This window comes from Methyloceanibacter stevinii (genome assembly GCF_001723355.1).
Classification (GTDB): domain Bacteria; phylum Pseudomonadota; class Alphaproteobacteria; order Rhizobiales; family Methyloligellaceae; genus Methyloceanibacter; species Methyloceanibacter stevinii.
Genome location: NZ_LPWE01000013.1, coordinates 379,091 through 394,504 on the forward strand (window position 1 = coordinate 379,091; position 15,414 = coordinate 394,504).

Sequence of the window (15,414 nt, forward strand, 5' to 3'; positions counted from 1 at the left end):
AGGAGCGGGAGCGAGAAGCAACGGTCCAACGGATGGCCCGTCAAGCCGATCCCGACCGCGCTATCGCCGCGCTGTTCGCGCCATCGCCGGTGCGGGACGATCTCTTCGCCCTGTTTGCACTGAACGGCGAGTTGGCCCGCATTGCCGAACAAGTCAGCGAACCTGGCCTCGGGGCTATCCGGCTGCAATGGTGGCGCGACGCTCTCGAGCGCGCCGAAACGGGCGAGACGACAGGCCATCCCGTGGCGGATGCCTTCGGCGATGTTCTTGCGCGGCGCAACCTGTCGCGGGAACGGATCGCCGGGCTGATCGATGCGCGCAGTTTCGATATCGGCGAAACCGTCATGCCGGATACCCGCACCCTGGACGCCTACCTCTTCGATACGACAGGAGGGCTCTTTGCGCTTGCGGCCGAGATCGTCGGCGCCAAAGGGGAGAACCAGAGCCTCATTGCGCAAGCCGCCGGCCAGGCCTATGGGCGGGTTCGCGTGATGCGCAGCCTTCCGGCGCTCGCCGCCAAGGGCCGGACCTATCTTGCCGCCGATGCGCTGGAAAAATCGGGCACGACACCCGCCGATATCTTCGCCGGCAACACGACGCCGGGGTTGATCGCGCTCCTTTCGGACATGCGGGAGGAGGCGCGCGCCGCACTGCACGAGGCGTATTTCCACCTGCATGGCGAAGGCATGAAAGGGACGGGCCTGGACGCGGCAGGGCAGACGGCGTATCTACCGCTTGCCCTCGTGGAGCCTTACCTCAAAGCGCTGGCGAAGGTGAAAGACCCGCTGCACGACATCGCGCGCATCAATCCGCTCACACGCCTGTGGCGTCTAATGCGCGCGCGATAGGGATCACTCCGCGGCGGCCGAGCTCGCCGAGCCAAGCCAGCTTTCCAAATCCGCGAGCGCGCGGGCCGACATCGCGTTCTTGCGTGCGAGCGCCTTGGTCTGGCGCCGACCGTCCGCGCGCGGTTCTTTGGTCTTGGGCTGGCGCGGCACGGTGACGGGGGGAAACAGACCGAAGTTCACGTTCATGGGTTGGAAGCTGCGGCTGCCGCTCTCGCTTTCGACGCTCAAATGTCCGCCGGTGATGTGGGCCAGCAGCGCCCCCAGCGCGGTCGTGGGCGGCGGCGGCGTCACAGCCCGGCCCAGCCATTCGGCGGCGGCGAAGCGTCCGGCGATCAGCCCGATCGCGGCGGACTCCACATAGCCTTCGACCCCTGTGACTTGGCCGGCAAAACGCAAGCTCGGCCGTGCTTTGAGACGCAAGCTGCCGTCGAGCAGAACGGGACTGTTCAGGAACGTGTTGCGGTGCAGACCCCCGAGCCGCGCGAACTCGGCATTCTCGAGGCCCGGGATCATGCGGAACACGCGGACCTGCTCGGCATATTTCAACTTGGTCTGGAAGCCGACCATGTTCCAGAGCGTGCCGAGCGCGTTATCCTGACGAAGTTGGATGACCGCGTAGGGTTTCTCGTCCGGGCGGTGGGCGTTGGTGAGGCCCACAGGCTTCAACGGTCCATAGCGCAGCGTGTCGGCGCCGCGCTCCGCCATCACCTCGATCGGCAGACAGCCTTCGAAATAGGGCGTCTTCTCGAAGTCCTTGAACTCCGTCTTCTCCCCGGCAAGGAGCGCCGCGATGAAAGCGTCGTACTGCGCTTTGTCGAGCGGACAGTTGATATAGTCGGCGCCTGTTCCGCCGGGGCCGACCTTGTCGTACCGGGACTGACGCCAGCACACATCCATGTCGATGGACTCGAAGTGTACGATCGGCGCGATGGCATCGAAAAAGGCGAGCTCCTCTTCGCCGGTCAGGGCATCGATTGCTTTGGCGAGGGGCTCCGATGTCAGGGGACCTGTGGCGACAATCACGCTGCGCCACGCTTCGGGCGGCAGTCCGGCAATCTCGCCGCGCTCGATCTGCACGAGGCGATGGGTCTCCAGCGCCTCGGTGACGGCCGCCGAGAATCCGTCGCGGTCGACCGCGAGCGCACCGCCCGCCGGCAGCTTGTGGGCGTCCGCCGAGGCCATGACGATGGACCCGGACCGGCGCATCTCCTCATGCAGGAGCCCGACGGCGTTTGCTTCGAAATCGTCGGAGCGGAAGGAGTTCGAGCACACGAGCTCGGCCAGCCCGTCCGTCTTGTGGGCGTCGGTCTGACGCTCCGGCCGCATCTCATGGAGGGTTACGGGCACACCGGCCTTCGCGAGCTGCCAGGCCGCTTCGCTGCCCGCAAGCCCGCCGCCGATCACATGAACTGTCTCTGTCGTCGCTGTTGTCATTGGCGTAGCTAGTCCCGCCAGCTCCCTGTTTCAAGCGCTTTGGACGGGAAAATGGCCTGTTCGGGGCGTTGACCGGCAGTTCACGGTCTCGCGCTCATTCGATCTATCCTGTGAAGCGGCGGGAAACCTTATTTGCCGGACGTTCTTGCTTGTCGTGCCAGGGCATCGCAGGGTGCAATTAGCCAATGCCGAAAGCGGGCAATTTCGGCAAATTTGAGCTTTGTGGGAGACGTCGCGTCATCATGTCATCGGTCACCGTAGTCTGGAAAGGGAATTGCCGGAGCACGGAAGCGCGTGCACGTCTCTTGGATTGTCTGCATCGGCTCGCGCGCTTGAGCGACGGCTATTTGCGCCCCACCGATCGCCCGCATCTGACGGTCGTCGGCGAGGAGCATGTGCCGCCGCGCTCACAACGCTGCAAACGCTCCAATATCGAATTGATCGACGAGACGCGGCAAGGCGAGATCTTGGTGTCATCGGATATCACCGACCACCCCGAAACGCTGCTGGCGCGGGCCAGCGAAGCCGGACTCCCGATCCGCGCCGCGAAGGATGGGCACACGAAGCACATCGTCCTCGACGCGGTTCGTCTGCATGGCATCGACTTCCGGCTCTTCGATCCGCGGGGTCTCTACCCCCATGATGACCGCATGAGCTTCGTGTTCATCGAGTCTCCGGAGCACCACTTCCTCGACGGCCGTCTGGTCAAGATCACCGAGGAGGGCGGCGCGACGGTCTTGTCGTGTCCGAGCCTGCGGCTGAAATCATACCTGGAGGATTGGACAGACTGTCTGTTCTCCTGGGTCCGCTTCTTCCTGATGGGCGATCTGTGTTGGTCCCGGCACGAAGACCTGCAGGGCTATCACGACTATCGCGGCGTGTTCGAAGTCGTGCAGACGACCCGCGGAAGCGCCGAGGCGGAAGACGCCACCTTCGATGCCGTGCTGTCCACGTTTACACAGCATGCGGAGCATTGGCGCTGCGAAGTGCAGCGGACAGCCTGACCGCTCGCGGCGCTAGAAGCGTCCTTCGTCTGGAATGTTGAGCTTCTCCCCGCATGCTTTGCAGTGAACGGCATCGACTTCGTGCCGCTGCAGTCCACAGCCGGGGCAGGGGTAGCGTACCTTCTGCGGCCGCAAGAGCGTCTGCAGCAGCCGCAAGAACAGCGTAACCCCGAAAATCATGATGCAGACGGCGATCAGCCGGCCAAGCGAGCCTTGGAGCGTGATGTCTCCGAAGCCGGTCGTCGTGAGCGTCGTCACGGTAAAATAGAGGGCATCGACGTAGTTGGCGATCGCCGGATTGCGATAGTGCTGCGTCTCGTAGACAAGCCCCGTCGTAATGAACAGGAAGACGATGATGTTGATGACGGCAACGACCGTCTCTTCGTTGCGGCGGAAGAAGGGGAAATCGACGCGCAGGGTCGACACGAGTTGATAGGTATGCAGTAGACGGACCGTTCGCAGGACGCGCAAGAAGCCGAGGCCTTCCCCCACGATCGGCGCCAGGAAGGATAGGATGGCGACGATATCCGCCCAGGTGGAGAAGTAGGTGAACTCACGGGCCGGGTGCGGGCTGACCCAAAGACGGGCGCAGAATTCGATCAGGATGAGGACGCCGAAGCAGACGTCGAGATACTCGATCCAGGGCGCATCGGGCGTGAACGACGTGGCGATGATGAAGGCAATGGTGACCAGATCGAAGATAAGGATGCCGTAGCGGAAGCGATGCGCCGCCCGGCTATGGCCATGATAGAGAAGCCGTAACCGCTCGCGGAGAGACTTCTCCTCCATCTTGACATCGGGAGACTGCTCGTGCCCTACGCCGGCGTCCACCGGTTTGCTTTCGGAAGAGGAGGCTATCTTCGATTGTGTCGTTGGTGCGGATGTCATTTGGCTGGAGTGAAGCCCGCGTTGCCTATGCCGAGTCACACTGGGCAGTAATATAGGTCGCGACCCCGGGAGTATAGAATCCCGGGAGCACAGAATGCCGGATCTTGTGCCAGGTCACGCCGAGGCACCCTGAGTGGGTCGTCGGGCGCCGAGGAGGCGCAAGAATACCGCGGTGCCGAGGCCCCACGTCGCATTCAGCATCATCGAGACAAGATAGCGTGGCCACAGGGGCGGCGTATCGAGCCCCTTTGCGGCCGGGACGACGAAGAATGCCACCAAGGGCAGCGCGATGGCCCCGGCGAGGATCCAGGACAGCCAATAGGCCTGGCCGCTGAGCCGCGCGAGGAACGGCGAGAACACGAGGCCCCAGAGGCCGCCCCAGAAGGCCTTGGAAAACAGGGAGGGGACCCCGAGCGGCGGCACCGGATCGGTCGGCCAAGCCGGGCGGCTCATGGGAATGAGGCCAATCTGGTTGAAGACGTACCAAAGGCTCTGGTGAAACAGGAGCGTTGCCAAGAACCCGGCGACGAAGCCCAACAGCAGCAATCTCAAGGACATCCTCGTCTCTTTCGCCATACGACCGCGTCGATTCTCCAAGCCTCGTGCCACCTTAGCCCCAAGAGGGGCCCCTGGCACCACCGTGGCAAAATCCGCCTCTCGGCAGGCTTGGACATCGTCACAGGAATGGCTTAATTCGAGGGCCGTATCGGGCAGTTTTCATCCAGGGGGTAGTGCCGATGGAGCGTGCGACAAAGAAAGCGATCAGGCGATTTTCGATCGCCGGGGTAGTGCTGTTCCTCGGCCTCGTCTTCCTGCCGTTGCTGACGATCTTCTATCTCGGCTGCGGTCTGATCGACGTCATGCGCAACAAGCGCCGCGATGCCATGGTGTTCCGCAAGTACTTCCTGGGGAACGGCATCACCACCTGGCTGCTGTCGCCGCTCAATCTGTTCATCGATCTGTTCTGCTATCGCAACAAGGGCGTCTACAAGCTCGACGACCTGCCGCTGGAATGGCGTGAAGAGGTCGACCAGGTCCTCGATGTCTTCCGCGAGCAGAAGGATACGATCCTTACCGAGATCGACGAGTCTTTCGAAGACGGCCGCCGCGGCATGTATGTCTATGAGTGGTACGGCAAGCGCAAGGAGCATTCCGTCGAGGCGCTGAAGCGGGACTACAAATACGTCAAGACCGTCGCCGTCTCGGTGTTCTCAGGCAAGGAATCCACCTCGTTCCACTACGGGCCGCTGCGGATGACGCTGCGCGTTTTGTACAACCTCACGCCTGTCGATACGGACCAAGTCTATATTCAGTGCGGTTGGGAGAAGCACTTCTGGCGCGACGACCCGCTGTTCATTTTCGACGACACGCTGATCCACCGCTCGGTCAACGATTACGACGCGCGCCGCTTCGTCGTGTTCATGGACATCATGCGTCCGACCGCGCATCCGGCATTTCTCAACAAGCTCATTGCCGCTGTGTCCGTCCTCGTCGAGCGCGCCAACGCTGTCTTCTACAAGAACTGGAAGATGCTGCGCCCCGGAGCGAAGAGCACGGAGCCGCCGGCACCGCATTCCGAAGCCGCGTAGCTCGCGCGGCCCGCGGAGGGTTCGGCCATGGTGACCGTGATCTCCGGGGGACAGACAGGTCCTGACCGTGCCGCCCTTGAGGCGGCGGTCGCCACGGGCACACCCTATGGCGGCTGGTGTCCGAAGGGCGGATGGGCCGAAGACATGCCCGAGCCGCCGGGGCTGTTGGCTCTCTATCCCAACCTTCGCGAGACGCCCTCCGACAAACCCGAACAGCGCACGGACTGGAACGTGCGGGATTCGGACGCGCTGCTCGTCCTTGTCGGGCAGGGAGGGCTCGATGTTTCGACGGGCACGGAGCGCGCGATGCGCCATGCCAAGAGTATGGGCAGGGCCGTCTGCGTCGTAAGCGTCGCAGAGCAAGAGGCAGAAGACAGGGTCCGGGCTTTCCTGAGCCAGTTCGCGGGTAAGCCCGTCTGCATCGCCGGCCCGCGCGAGAGTGAATCTCCGGGGCTCCAAGCCGAAGCCTTGCGCGTGCTACAGCCTGCTCTTGCGGCGCTGGCCGCCTGAGCGGGACCCCAATCTTCGCAGGACGGCTGGAACTCCAGGGCCCGTCGCGAATTGTGTCCATGTCGGGGCAGATCCCGTCTGATGGCTTTGTCCCGGGCTGTGTGGAGAGTGACGACCTGAGGAGGAAGCAATGACGCATACCACAAGGCGAATGACGCTTGCGGGTGGGGTCTTGGGTGCGAGCCTTATGCTTGCCGCTGTCCCCGCCGTTGCGATGGGCAGTCTCGTCGAAGGCGAGGAGACCGACAATTGCTCGAACGAGGACGGCGCCTTGGACGAGGCGGCCTTCGTGATCGCCACGGGACCGAAGCCGGGTGAGCGCGTCGAGAGCGGGTTCGACGTGACCGGATGCTCGCGGACCTTCGAGAGCAATGTGCAGTGGAAGCTTTTGGCACGGGACGGCGCTGTGCTGGCAAGCGGCCATACGACCGGGGGCGGCGTCGACGGTCCCGGGGCGTTCAGTTTCAGTATTCCGTACACGGTCACTGTCCAGCAACTCGGCCATCTCGAAGTCTTCGAAGAAGATGTATCGGACGGCGAAGGCTTCCCGCCAGGGCGGACGGTAATTCCGCTGGTCCTGAAGCCGTAAGGTTCCGTCGGCTCCGAACGGGGCGCGATAGGATTTGCTAACAGCCCGTCGATTGGCGCTGAGGGTGGCCGGTGATGTGATAGGGTGTGCCGTCTCGATGAGTACGATTCTTCAGCAAAGGGGGGAACAATGCTGGAAGCACTCATTATCATCTTGGTTGTAGGCGCCATTGCCGGCTGGCTGGCGGGTCTCCTGGTTCAGGGCACCGGATTCGGCCTACTGGGCGATATCGTCGTCGGAATCCTCGGTGCTCTCGTCACCGGGTTCTTTTTGCCTCAGGTCGGAATTGTCCTGGCATTCGGCGGCGGCATTCTCGGATCGATCATCGCGGCCTTCATCGGCGCCGTGATTCTTCTGATCGTCGTGAAGCTGATCAAGAAGCTTCTGTCCTAAAATACCGATTTATTTCAGCTGATTAGCTGTCTCGGGCGCCGCTCCACCGATGGGTGGGACGGCGTCTTTCGGTGTCGAGCCGTGTGTAAGCGCCGCTCAAGCCATTGTTGCAGCGCAACATTGGGCCTCCCTGCTGGGCCACTTTGCCGCAGTTTGTAACACAGGGGCCATGTTTTCGTCACAAGGTGAACCTGCCCTCGTCAGAATTGTCGAGCAAAAGCCCCAACCTCAGCGGGTTAATCCCGCACAGTATTAACAACTGTTGAGGAATATCTATGAGGGGTCAGAGACTCTTCGGCGTGAAGAGCCTTTTGCTTGTCTTGGTATTGCTTGGACTAGCAGCGCCTGCACACGCTGGTGACGTGGCGCGAAATGACAAATTGTTTGTTGCGTCGCACAACGCGAAAGCTGGATTGGTCGCGGCCGCAGAGGTCGTTGCTCGGCATAGCGTGATCGATGACTATGACGACCTGGCCGATGCCGACACAGCCGAGAACGGCGTGTCGTCCGCAGCGTTGGAAGTCGCCGCGCAGGGTGCCGGTGAGCAGAACTTCGCCGATGCGAGTTCCGCGCGCCAGCTTCGGTGCTTGGCCGAAGGGATCTATTTCGAGGCCCGCGGTGAGCCTTGGCGCGGCCAGCTCGCCGTCGGCCGGGTGATCTTGAATCGGGTTTCGAGCAAGCACTATCCCAACACCATTTGCGGTGTGGTCTATCAGAACAGCCATCTCCACAATCGCTGCCAGTTCTCCTTTGCCTGCGACGGCAAGGCCGACCGGATCCGCGATGCCAAGGTCTGGTTCAGCGTCCGCGGCTACGCGGCCTGGCTGTTGGCCAATCGGCCGAATGAGCGGGACGTGAGCGAGTACCGGGTTTTGGCGTCGCTCCAGACCGCGACCCACTATCACGCGGATTATGTTCGCCCGAACTGGGCCAAGCATTTCGAACTGACCGCGCGCATTGGCCGGCACATTTTCTACTCCGACCCAAGCGCTTAGCACCATTCAGAGGGGGCGGCCGACCAGGCCGTCACCCTTGCAATTCCCCATCCGCATCATATCTCTAACCCGTTAGCATCTTCCTTTCGCTGACACGGGAGAGAAACATGCGATGGCTGCTGATAGTGCTTGCGCCGCTTGCACTTGCGGGCTGCGTGACGGACCAGGGTCCCGCATTGCCGATGACCCTTGCGCCTGCAGAAACCGCTCAAGCGGCCTGCCTGACTTACGGCGATACGCCGACATTCGGCGAATGTAGCCCGGGCAACGCCACCCCGGACCAATAGCGCTGCTCCACCTCGGAAGACGGCAGGCATCCTTGACCGCCGTCACAGCTTCACAGTCCGATTAGGCCAACCTGGCAAGATCTTCTGCTGGGGATTGGCCTGTCATATGTCGTGTGAATGCTTGCTGGCTTGCCCGCGAGCGGCTACCACAACGCGCCATGATCAAACAGAGCGACAGGAGTCGCCACAGCCTCGTCGGCAATGGGACGGGGCGTAGACAAGAAGACCGGCCGTCGGAACTTCGTCTGAGTGCAGGGCGGGGAAGACGCGATCCATGAAGCGCCGAGCCATGTTCAGCAGCCGTCTGGAGCGCCGCCGGCAAGTGCGCCGCTTTGCACGGCTCGTCGGCGTGACGGTATTCGTCATTGGGCTCGGCCTCGTCGCCGTCTTCGCAGTCCAGGGACTCGACTTTCTCGGCATCGCCGAGGCGGACCGTCTGCCGCTCGGTGCCGTCGTGTTGGCGGCCATAGGCGGTGTCCTCGCGCTGTCTTTCGTGGCCTATGTTACAGTGCGCATGTTCAGCCGGATCGACTAGCGCCCCTGTAGACTGGCGCATCGAGACAAGTGACGAACCCTCTCCAAGCGATCTAAACTGTCCTCCCGCCGAGACGCGCGGGACTATGGGAGGGATTACCAATGGATCTTACGGGCCTACTGGTGCAGGCCGTCTCCGGTGCTGTCGGTGGCAGCGCCGCGGGTGCGGCTGCGAAGAACTATTCTCTCGGGGCTGTTGGGAATGCGATCGCCGGTGCTGTCGGCGGTGGCATCCTGGGTCAGCTGATGGGCAACTTTGCCGGCCAGATGATCGAAGGCTGGGTCGGCGACATTGTCGGCGGCGGCGTGGGCGGTATTGTGCTGACGCTTGTTGCTGGCCTCATTCGCAATATGACGTCCAAGTAAGTCTCATCATGGGCAGGGGCGGCGTCCTTCTTGGGCGCCACCCCGCCTTAGCTGCGACGCCTCGTAGATTGCCTTTGTCCTTCATAACAATGTCGAGCGGCTTCGCCACATTGAACGGCATCGATGTGTGCGGCAGACCCGCTGCCGTGCGCGTCTAGAATGGTAGCAGCGTCGTGTCAGACGTTCGCGTAATCCCGAGGGGAATGATGGTCGAGTCCGAGTCTGCTGCGGATCTGAAATGGGTGCCGGAAGGCGAAGGCGCCGCGGACGAAACGAACGATGCGGCCATAGAGACGCTGCGGCAGCTGATCCGCGACAGGAACAAGAAGTCCGTTCGGAAGGTTCTCGCGCACTGGTCGCCCGAAGACATCGTGGAGCTTCTGGTCCGATTGCCGTTCAAGGCTGCGCGCAAGCTGTTGGACCTTTTGCCTGACCAAACATCCTCGCGCGTTCTGTCGGAACTGCGGCCGCAATACCGTGCTGCGATCACGAGAGACGAAACGGTCGAGCGGCTACGCGGCTTGATCCAAAGAATGCGCCCGAAAAGGCCCTTGAGACGTTTCAGGATTTGCCGGACGATCTCCAGGATCGCCTTGGCCCAGACCTCAAGTCGTTCGAAAGCATCCAGGCATCGAGGGCCTTCCACAAGGAGAGCGCCGGCGAGATCATGCAAAGGCGCCACGTGGCGCTGGCGCCGGACCGCACCGCAGCCGAGGCCGTTGCGGCGCTTCAACGAGCATCGGATATGATTGGGTCGGTCGATACGGTTTTCGTCATCGATGCCGACAACCGTCCCATCGGCGCCTTCAAGCCGCGGGCACTGCTGCTGGTGCCCCCGGACACGCCGCTCTCGAAGATCATGTCGCGCGAGTTTCCCGTCGTCTCATCGGCCACGGACCAGGAAGAAGCGGCGCTCGCGACGGCCGGTACGGAGTTCAAGAGCCTTCCCGTCGTCGACAACGACGGCCGGCTTGTGGGGCAGATCACCACCAAGATGCTGGCGCGTGTTGTGGCGGAGGAAGCCGCCGAGGACATGCTGAAGCTCGGTGGCGTCAACGAGGATGCGCGCCCGACCGACTCCGTCCCGAAGATCGTGCGCAACCGGTTGCCGTGGCTGCTGGCCGGTCTGGTGGGAGCGACGATTGCGGCTATCATCATCGGATCCTTCGAAGAGGAGCTCGAGAAGGCGGCGATACTTGCGGCCTTCATTCCTGTCGTGATGTCGATGGCCGGGAACGCCGGTCTGCAGGCCTCCGTGGTCTCGGTTCAGGCCTTGGCCATGGGATCGAACTGGCCGGGAGACCGCCTGATCTATCGCTTCGGCCGCGAGCTGCTCGGCGCGCTCGTCAACGGGGCGATCGCAGGGAGCATTCTTGCATCGCTGATCCTTGCAGGCTCGCTGATATTCGATGTGGAAGACCCGGTGCGGCTCGCATTGGCAACATCGATGTCCTTGCTCACGGTGACGACAATCGCGGCAATCGTCGGATCATTCGTTCCGCTGGGCCTCAGCCGGCTGGGCATCGATCCCGCGGCGGCGACCGGCGTGTTCATTACGACAAGCAATGACGTTGTGGGCGTTCTGGTTTACTTCCTGATGGCCAGCACGTTCTACTTCTGAGGAGAAGCGCCCCCGCGGCCAGGCACTCCAATGGGTGTGTCAAGGGGGCTTTACAGTTGAGCCGAAAGGGCTAGTAAGGGTCTGCACTCGAAACGGGAATTAGGGGGAACGATGCTGCGGTTGATGGCTCTTTCCATGCTGCTTCTGGGCAGCGTTACAATTTTCGCTGCGCCACAGCTATCGTTCGCGCAGGATGCTGCTCCTGCACAGAGTGCGCCCGTCTTCTCCAGCAACGTCACCGATCCTAAAGTGAAGCTCGAAGACCTCGAACTTCTCATGGTCCCGATGACCGTGGACGAGCTCAAGGCTCTGGCCGGCAAGTGGCTCGACATCGTCAAGGCCAAGACGGAGCAGGTGGTCGATGCGCAGATCGCCGTTTCCAAGGCCAATGGTGGTGCTGAGACCGCCCAGCGAGAGAGTCTCACGAAACTCTACGCCGAACGGAACTATCTCTTCGATCGCTATACTGCGGTCGTCAACGCCTGGGAGCGGAAGGGCGGCGACGCCAAGGAGGTCGCGGTCTATCGCGATTACCAGAACGCCATCTTTCTCGAAGAGACGCGCAAGGCGGACATCAAGACCCTCATTGCCTGGGCAATGGATTGGATGAAGGCCGACGATCGGGGCCTATTGTTCCTGAAGAACGCCGCCATCGTCGTCGTTGCGTTTCTGGCGCTGATATTTGTCGCGCGGATAGTCCGGGCGCTTGTCCGGCGCTGGATCGGTCACGTGCCGAATATCTCCGATCTGCTGCAAGCATTCATCGTCGGCATAATCTATTGGATCGTTCTGGCCGTAGGTTTGATGCTCGTCCTGTCGGGCCTCGGCGTCGATGTCACGCCGCTCTTCGCGGTGTTCGGCGGCGCTTCCATCATCGCCGCCTTCGCCATGCAGGACTCGCTCAGCAATCTGGCGTCGGGACTCATGATCATGATCTATCGTCCGTTCGACGTGGGCGACTATGCGGACATTGGCGGCGTCGCCGGAACGGTCAAGAGCACCAATATCTTCGCTACGACCGTCACCACGCCGGACAACCAGGTCATCGTCATTCCAAATAAGAATGTCTGGGGCAATGTGATCACCAACGTCACGGCCAGCGAGACGCGTCGCGTCGATCTTGTCTTCGGCATTGGCTATGACGATTCCATTCCGGAAGCGCTGAAGGTTTTGGAACAGGCTGTCGAGGCGCATCCGCTTGTGCTGAAGGACCCGGCGCCGACGATCCGGGTCAACGAGCTCGCCGACAGCTCCGTGAATCTCATCTGCCGGCCCTGGGTGAAGACGTCCGATTATTGGACCGTCTATTGGGATCTGACGCGCTACGTCAAAGAGCTGTTCGACTCCGTCGGCATCTCGATCCCGTTCCCGCAGCAAGATGTGCATTTCATTCCGGTGGATCCGAACAAGCCGGTGCCGCCGCCCGTTATCGAGAAAACTCCCTCTGTCGAACGAGAATCGATATCTTCTGGTGATCAGGGTCACACTGGTGACGACAAATAGGAATCGGGAGTGCCACTCATGTACGAGCGCTTGAAGTCATTCGCGGCGGCTGGAAAGCCTTTCGTATTCGCCTTGGCTCTGTCCGTCCCGTTCGGCGCCACGGCGTCGGCGCAGGTCACGATCGATGTCAGCGAGATCACCTGCGACCAGTTCGCGCTCTACAAGGTCTCGGATCCAGATACGATAGCGGTCTGGCTCCACGGCTATTACAGCGGCAAGAAGGGCGACACCGTAGTTGAGGTCGAGAAGCTGAAAGCCAACGCCAAAAAGCTGCGGGACTACTGCCTCGAAAATCCCGACACGAAGCTGCTCGCCGCAGTCGAGTCATTGATGAAACCGTAGTCTCGCTCACGTCAGACTGAGCAGACAATTTTTGCGTCGGGCAGGGGGCGTCCTTGAAAGCAGAAGCGACGGCGGGCGCGGAGGCGCAGACGGTGCCATGGTGGACGGCGCCGGGACACACCGACATGACGTCGTTCATGGCGTTGATCCTATTGTTCCTCCTGGTCTTTGGCGTTTTTCATGTCTACGCGCGGTTCGACAAATTCGCCGAAGAACACAATGAAGGGACGCCGCTGAAGACGACGATCCCGACGCTTCTCATGGTCGCCTTCGCTTATGAGATTTTTCCGCCGCTAAGCCATTTCAGCATTCTGCTTCCCTTGGCGTTGATCGTAACGGCGCTGGCCCGCGATCTGATGCTGTGGTTCGAGCCGCGCAAGGAACACATCCTCAAAGGCGAGCTTGAAAGCGCCATGCTCGACGAGTTGCATCACGAGCATCTGGGGGAGCACGACCACACAGGCAGGCGTGTGCCTGACGAACCGGAAGCTGCGCCGCCACCCAAGCCCGCACCGAAGCGGAAGACCCGGACGGCAAAATCCGATCCGCCGGAAGAGAGTGGAGCAAAGCCGGACGCGCGCCTCGACAAAAGGACTTGCCCGCGAAGGGAGGGACGGAAGCGTGATTGAGCTCACCGTAACCTCCATCCCCTTCGTTTTGCGCATCATGTATCTGCGTTGGAAGGGGATCCCGATCACGCTCTACAACGTCCATATGGCGCTGTTCGCGTGGCTGGCTTTGGCGTTCATCGTCTTCTTCACGGTGTTCTACTACTACCCGAAATCCTACACGGGCTTTGTGCCCTTCCGCACGGTTCCGGTTGTCAGCGAGAACGGCGGCACCGTTACGAGCATCGAGGTCGACAACGGGACGCGCGTGAAGCCCGGCCAGATACTGTTCACCGTCGACAAGACGACCGAGGAAGCGGCGGTGAAGACGGCGGAGCTAAAGCTCGCCGAGATCGACAAGTCGGTCGCGTCCGCCGAGGCCGAAGTCCATTCGGCGCAAGCATCCCTCGACCGGGAGAGGGCCGAGCTGCAGCAAGCCGTCGAGGTGTTCGACGATCAGGCCGAACTGAAGAGGCGCAAATCGCCGGCCTATAACGAACGCCGCTATCAAGCGGCCGTGGCCGACAAGGCCGCCGGTGAGGCCAAGGTTGCGCAGTCCCAGGCGCTGCTGGACGAGGCCAATCTTCAGCTGACAGAAGTGCTCCCTGCGCAACGGGAGAGCGCGAACGCGCAACTTGAGCAGGCCAAAGTCGAGCTGGCCAAGACGACGGTTCGCTCCCAGGTGGATGGCGTCGTCGATCAGGTCACCTTGCATGTGGGCGCACGCGCCGCGCAGTTCGCATCGAACCCGGCGATGCTCATCATTCCCGACCGTGACGAGGCCCACCCGAAACGGGTGGTGGCCGGCTTCTCGCAAGTCTCGCGCTCTGTCCTCTATGTCGGCATGCCTGCCGAGGTAGCCTGCGACACGAATTTCAACGTGGCGATGGTGGACTCCGTGCTGCCGGCGCGGATCGTTGCGATCCAGCCGGAAATTGCCGCCGGTCAGCTCGCGCCCACGGGACGACTCATCGAGCCCTCCGAGTTCTCAAAACGCGGCGAGGTGGTTGCGGCACTCGATATGGTCTATCCGGAGCATGAAGAACGCCTCGTCAACGGAAGCGGTTGCATCGTGCAGACATACGACCGCAATCTCCCCCATGGTGTTCTAGGCCACATCCTCGGCGGCCTCGGTATCATCAAAGCGTGGGGCCTTCGCATAAAGGTCTGGATTGCGCTCGTAACGGGGATCGGTCTCGCCGGCGGGGGCGGGCATTAAGGACAGTGCCGTCTAGCACCAGCTCGCACCGTCCTGCTCGGGACGGCGGAGAAGCTCCTGCACATTGGCTTCGAGCAGCCGGTATCCCACATTGCCGAAGAGCTTTTGCCGGCCCTCGTTCATCAGGAATGTGGGGCTGCCCGCGACACCGTTGTCGGCGGCCAGTCCGTAGTCGATCACGAGCGCGGCCAGCGCTTCGGACGAGCGCAGCTTGTCGTCGATCAAGGCCGAGTCGAGCCCGAGCTTTTCGGCAATTTCGAGCTGGACATCCCAATCGCCGATATCCTGGGCCTCGGCAAAGAAGGCATGGCGGATATCGCGGGCGGCGCGGGTCGACAGCCGGTCGAGATAGGGGGGCAGGGGCGCGCCGCCACTTCGCTCGACGAGTTCGACAGCTTTGAGGAACTGATGTGGACTCGCCGAGGTGCGCGGGCGCACGAAGCCAGACCTGGTCGCTGACAACGATGTGGGGGAAGCGTGCGGCAACCTCTTGGACGTGCTTGTTGAAGTGCTCGAATCCACCTTTGGCTTCGATTTTGCCCCATGCATCGGGAAACACGGAGCAATAGCGGGGCACGATTTCGACCTGGTCGCCGAATTGCGCGGCGAGCTCATCCAGCCGTCTCTCGGCCACATAGGCCCAAATACACAGAACGTCGGAGTAATAGGAAATCTCCACCTTGG

19 protein-coding genes and 1 pseudogene are annotated in these 15,414 nt (G+C 61.9%); 16 read left to right on the forward strand and 4 right to left on the reverse strand.

Features of this window, described 5'->3' with window-relative positions:
• The first annotated feature begins 32 nt into the window (after positions 1-32).
• Positions 33-848, forward strand: coding sequence for a phytoene/squalene synthase family protein (locus AUC70_RS13890; RefSeq protein ID WP_083241591.1), 816 nt, complete (start codon positions 33-35; stop codon positions 846-848).
• 3 nt (positions 849-851) lie between these two features.
• On the opposite strand, the gene trmFO is transcribed toward AUC70_RS13890, so the two are convergent.
• A complete protein-coding gene (trmFO, locus tag AUC70_RS13895; protein ID WP_069445379.1) occupies positions 852-2,282 on the reverse strand; it encodes a methylenetetrahydrofolate--tRNA-(uracil(54)-C(5))-methyltransferase (FADH(2)-oxidizing) TrmFO in 1,431 nt (476 codons plus the stop codon).
• 332 nt (positions 2,283-2,614) lie between these two features.
• Here trmFO and AUC70_RS13900 point away from each other — a divergent pair, with 332 nt between their 5' ends.
• Positions 2,615-3,286, forward strand: a complete 672-nt coding sequence (locus tag AUC70_RS13900; protein ID WP_206599393.1) for a hypothetical protein — start codon at positions 2,615-2,617, stop codon at positions 3,284-3,286.
• A gap of 12 nt (positions 3,287-3,298) precedes the next feature.
• Here AUC70_RS13900 and AUC70_RS13905 read toward each other — a convergent pair whose 3' ends face one another.
• Both AUC70_RS13905 and AUC70_RS13910 read right to left on the reverse strand, forming a co-directional pair.
• Positions 3,299-4,075 carry an ion channel gene (locus AUC70_RS13905; RefSeq protein ID WP_069445524.1) on the reverse strand — a complete coding sequence of 259 codons (777 nt, stop codon included), beginning with the start codon at positions 4,073-4,075 and terminating at the stop codon, positions 3,299-3,301.
• Positions 4,076-4,288: 213 nt separating this feature from the next.
• A complete protein-coding gene (locus AUC70_RS13910) occupies positions 4,289-4,732 on the reverse strand; it encodes a hypothetical protein (protein WP_141702139.1) in 444 nt (147 codons plus the stop codon).
• Between the two features lie 179 nt (positions 4,733-4,911).
• On the opposite strand from AUC70_RS13910, the gene AUC70_RS13915 reads away from it, so the two are divergent.
• From AUC70_RS13915 to AUC70_RS13970, 14 genes and pseudogenes are all read left to right on the forward strand, one after another.
• Positions 4,912-5,763: an aspartyl/asparaginyl beta-hydroxylase domain-containing protein gene (locus AUC70_RS13915; protein WP_069445381.1), complete on the forward strand. Its 852-nt coding sequence runs from the start codon at positions 4,912-4,914 to the stop codon at positions 5,761-5,763.
• A 27-nt stretch (positions 5,764-5,790) separates the two neighbouring features.
• Positions 5,791-6,273: a YpsA SLOG family protein gene (locus AUC70_RS13920; RefSeq protein ID WP_069445382.1), complete on the forward strand. Its 483-nt coding sequence runs from the start codon at positions 5,791-5,793 to the stop codon at positions 6,271-6,273.
• A 130-nt stretch (positions 6,274-6,403) separates the two neighbouring features.
• Positions 6,404-6,862 (forward strand): Gmad2 immunoglobulin-like domain-containing protein, encoded by a 459-nt coding sequence (locus AUC70_RS13925; protein WP_083241593.1) that lies wholly within the window; start codon positions 6,404-6,406, stop codon positions 6,860-6,862.
• A gap of 129 nt (positions 6,863-6,991) precedes the next feature.
• Positions 6,992-7,255 (forward strand): GlsB/YeaQ/YmgE family stress response membrane protein, encoded by a 264-nt coding sequence (locus AUC70_RS13930; RefSeq protein ID WP_069445384.1) that lies wholly within the window; start codon positions 6,992-6,994, stop codon positions 7,253-7,255.
• Between the two features lie 413 nt (positions 7,256-7,668).
• On the forward strand, positions 7,669-8,250 hold the full coding sequence (locus AUC70_RS13935; RefSeq protein ID WP_206599394.1) for a cell wall hydrolase: 582 nt from the start codon (positions 7,669-7,671) through the stop codon (positions 8,248-8,250).
• Between the two features lie 107 nt (positions 8,251-8,357).
• Positions 8,358-8,537 (forward strand): hypothetical protein, encoded by a 180-nt coding sequence (locus AUC70_RS16880; protein ID WP_141702140.1) that lies wholly within the window; start codon positions 8,358-8,360, stop codon positions 8,535-8,537.
• 274 nt (positions 8,538-8,811) lie between these two features.
• Positions 8,812-9,072 carry a hypothetical protein gene (locus AUC70_RS13940; protein ID WP_141702141.1) on the forward strand — a complete coding sequence of 87 codons (261 nt, stop codon included), beginning with the start codon at positions 8,812-8,814 and terminating at the stop codon, positions 9,070-9,072.
• Between the two features lie 101 nt (positions 9,073-9,173).
• Positions 9,174-9,437 (forward strand): hypothetical protein, encoded by a 264-nt coding sequence (locus AUC70_RS13945; protein WP_069445387.1) that lies wholly within the window; start codon positions 9,174-9,176, stop codon positions 9,435-9,437.
• Between the two features lie 206 nt (positions 9,438-9,643).
• A pseudogene (locus AUC70_RS18960) lies at positions 9,644-9,967 on the forward strand (magnesium transporter MgtE N-terminal domain-containing protein); the annotation flags it as partial.
• A 38-nt stretch (positions 9,968-10,005) separates the two neighbouring features.
• Complete coding sequence (locus AUC70_RS13950; protein WP_244505640.1) at positions 10,006-11,058, forward strand: magnesium transporter; 1,053 nt, start codon at positions 10,006-10,008, stop codon at positions 11,056-11,058.
• 111 nt (positions 11,059-11,169) lie between these two features.
• Complete coding sequence (locus AUC70_RS13955) at positions 11,170-12,561, forward strand: mechanosensitive ion channel family protein (protein WP_069445388.1); 1,392 nt, start codon at positions 11,170-11,172, stop codon at positions 12,559-12,561.
• A gap of 18 nt (positions 12,562-12,579) precedes the next feature.
• Positions 12,580-12,903 (forward strand): HdeA/HdeB family chaperone, encoded by a 324-nt coding sequence (locus tag AUC70_RS13960; protein WP_069445389.1) that lies wholly within the window; start codon positions 12,580-12,582, stop codon positions 12,901-12,903.
• 53 nt (positions 12,904-12,956) lie between these two features.
• Positions 12,957-13,532 carry a hypothetical protein gene (locus AUC70_RS13965; RefSeq protein WP_069445390.1) on the forward strand — a complete coding sequence of 192 codons (576 nt, stop codon included), beginning with the start codon at positions 12,957-12,959 and terminating at the stop codon, positions 13,530-13,532.
• The gene (locus tag AUC70_RS13970) at positions 13,525-14,730 is read left to right on the forward strand and encodes an HlyD family secretion protein (protein ID WP_069445391.1); all 1,206 of its coding nucleotides are present in this window, start codon (positions 13,525-13,527) and stop codon (positions 14,728-14,730) included. Before AUC70_RS13965 ends, AUC70_RS13970 begins: the two co-directional genes overlap by 8 nt.
• A gap of 12 nt (positions 14,731-14,742) precedes the next feature.
• Here AUC70_RS13970 and AUC70_RS13975 read toward each other — a convergent pair whose 3' ends face one another.
• The gene (locus tag AUC70_RS13975) at positions 14,743-15,168 is read right to left on the reverse strand and encodes a DsbA family oxidoreductase (RefSeq protein ID WP_158007461.1); all 426 of its coding nucleotides are present in this window, start codon (positions 15,166-15,168) and stop codon (positions 14,743-14,745) included.
• Positions 15,169-15,414: the final 246 nt, after the last annotated feature.

Excerpts from the sequence above, each read along its gene's own strand:
- AUC70_RS13905 (WP_069445524.1), bottom strand. The coding sequence starts at position 4,075 with ATGGAGGAGAAGTCTCTCCGCGAGCGGTTACGGCTTCTCTATCATGGC.
- AUC70_RS13955 (WP_069445388.1), top strand. The coding sequence starts at position 11,170 with ATGCTGCGGTTGATGGCTCTTTCCATGCTGCTTCTGGGCAGCGTTACA.
- AUC70_RS13910 (WP_141702139.1), bottom strand. The coding sequence starts at position 4,732 with ATGTCCTTGAGATTGCTGCTGTTGGGCTTCGTCGCCGGGTTCTTGGCA.
- AUC70_RS13945 (WP_069445387.1), top strand. The coding sequence starts at position 9,174 with ATGGATCTTACGGGCCTACTGGTGCAGGCCGTCTCCGGTGCTGTCGGT.
- AUC70_RS16880 (WP_141702140.1), top strand. The coding sequence starts at position 8,358 with ATGCGATGGCTGCTGATAGTGCTTGCGCCGCTTGCACTTGCGGGCTGC.
- AUC70_RS13960 (WP_069445389.1), top strand. The coding sequence starts at position 12,580 with ATGTACGAGCGCTTGAAGTCATTCGCGGCGGCTGGAAAGCCTTTCGTA.
- AUC70_RS13890 (WP_083241591.1), top strand. The coding sequence starts at position 33 with ATGGCCCGTCAAGCCGATCCCGACCGCGCTATCGCCGCGCTGTTCGCG.
- trmFO (WP_069445379.1), bottom strand. The coding sequence starts at position 2,282 with ATGACAACAGCGACGACAGAGACAGTTCATGTGATCGGCGGCGGGCTT.
- AUC70_RS13915 (WP_069445381.1), top strand. The coding sequence starts at position 4,912 with ATGGAGCGTGCGACAAAGAAAGCGATCAGGCGATTTTCGATCGCCGGG.
- AUC70_RS13930 (WP_069445384.1), top strand. The coding sequence starts at position 6,992 with ATGCTGGAAGCACTCATTATCATCTTGGTTGTAGGCGCCATTGCCGGC.
- AUC70_RS13920 (WP_069445382.1), top strand. The coding sequence starts at position 5,791 with ATGGTGACCGTGATCTCCGGGGGACAGACAGGTCCTGACCGTGCCGCC.
- AUC70_RS13940 (WP_141702141.1), top strand. The coding sequence starts at position 8,812 with ATGAAGCGCCGAGCCATGTTCAGCAGCCGTCTGGAGCGCCGCCGGCAA.
- AUC70_RS13925 (WP_083241593.1), top strand. The coding sequence starts at position 6,404 with ATGACGCATACCACAAGGCGAATGACGCTTGCGGGTGGGGTCTTGGGT.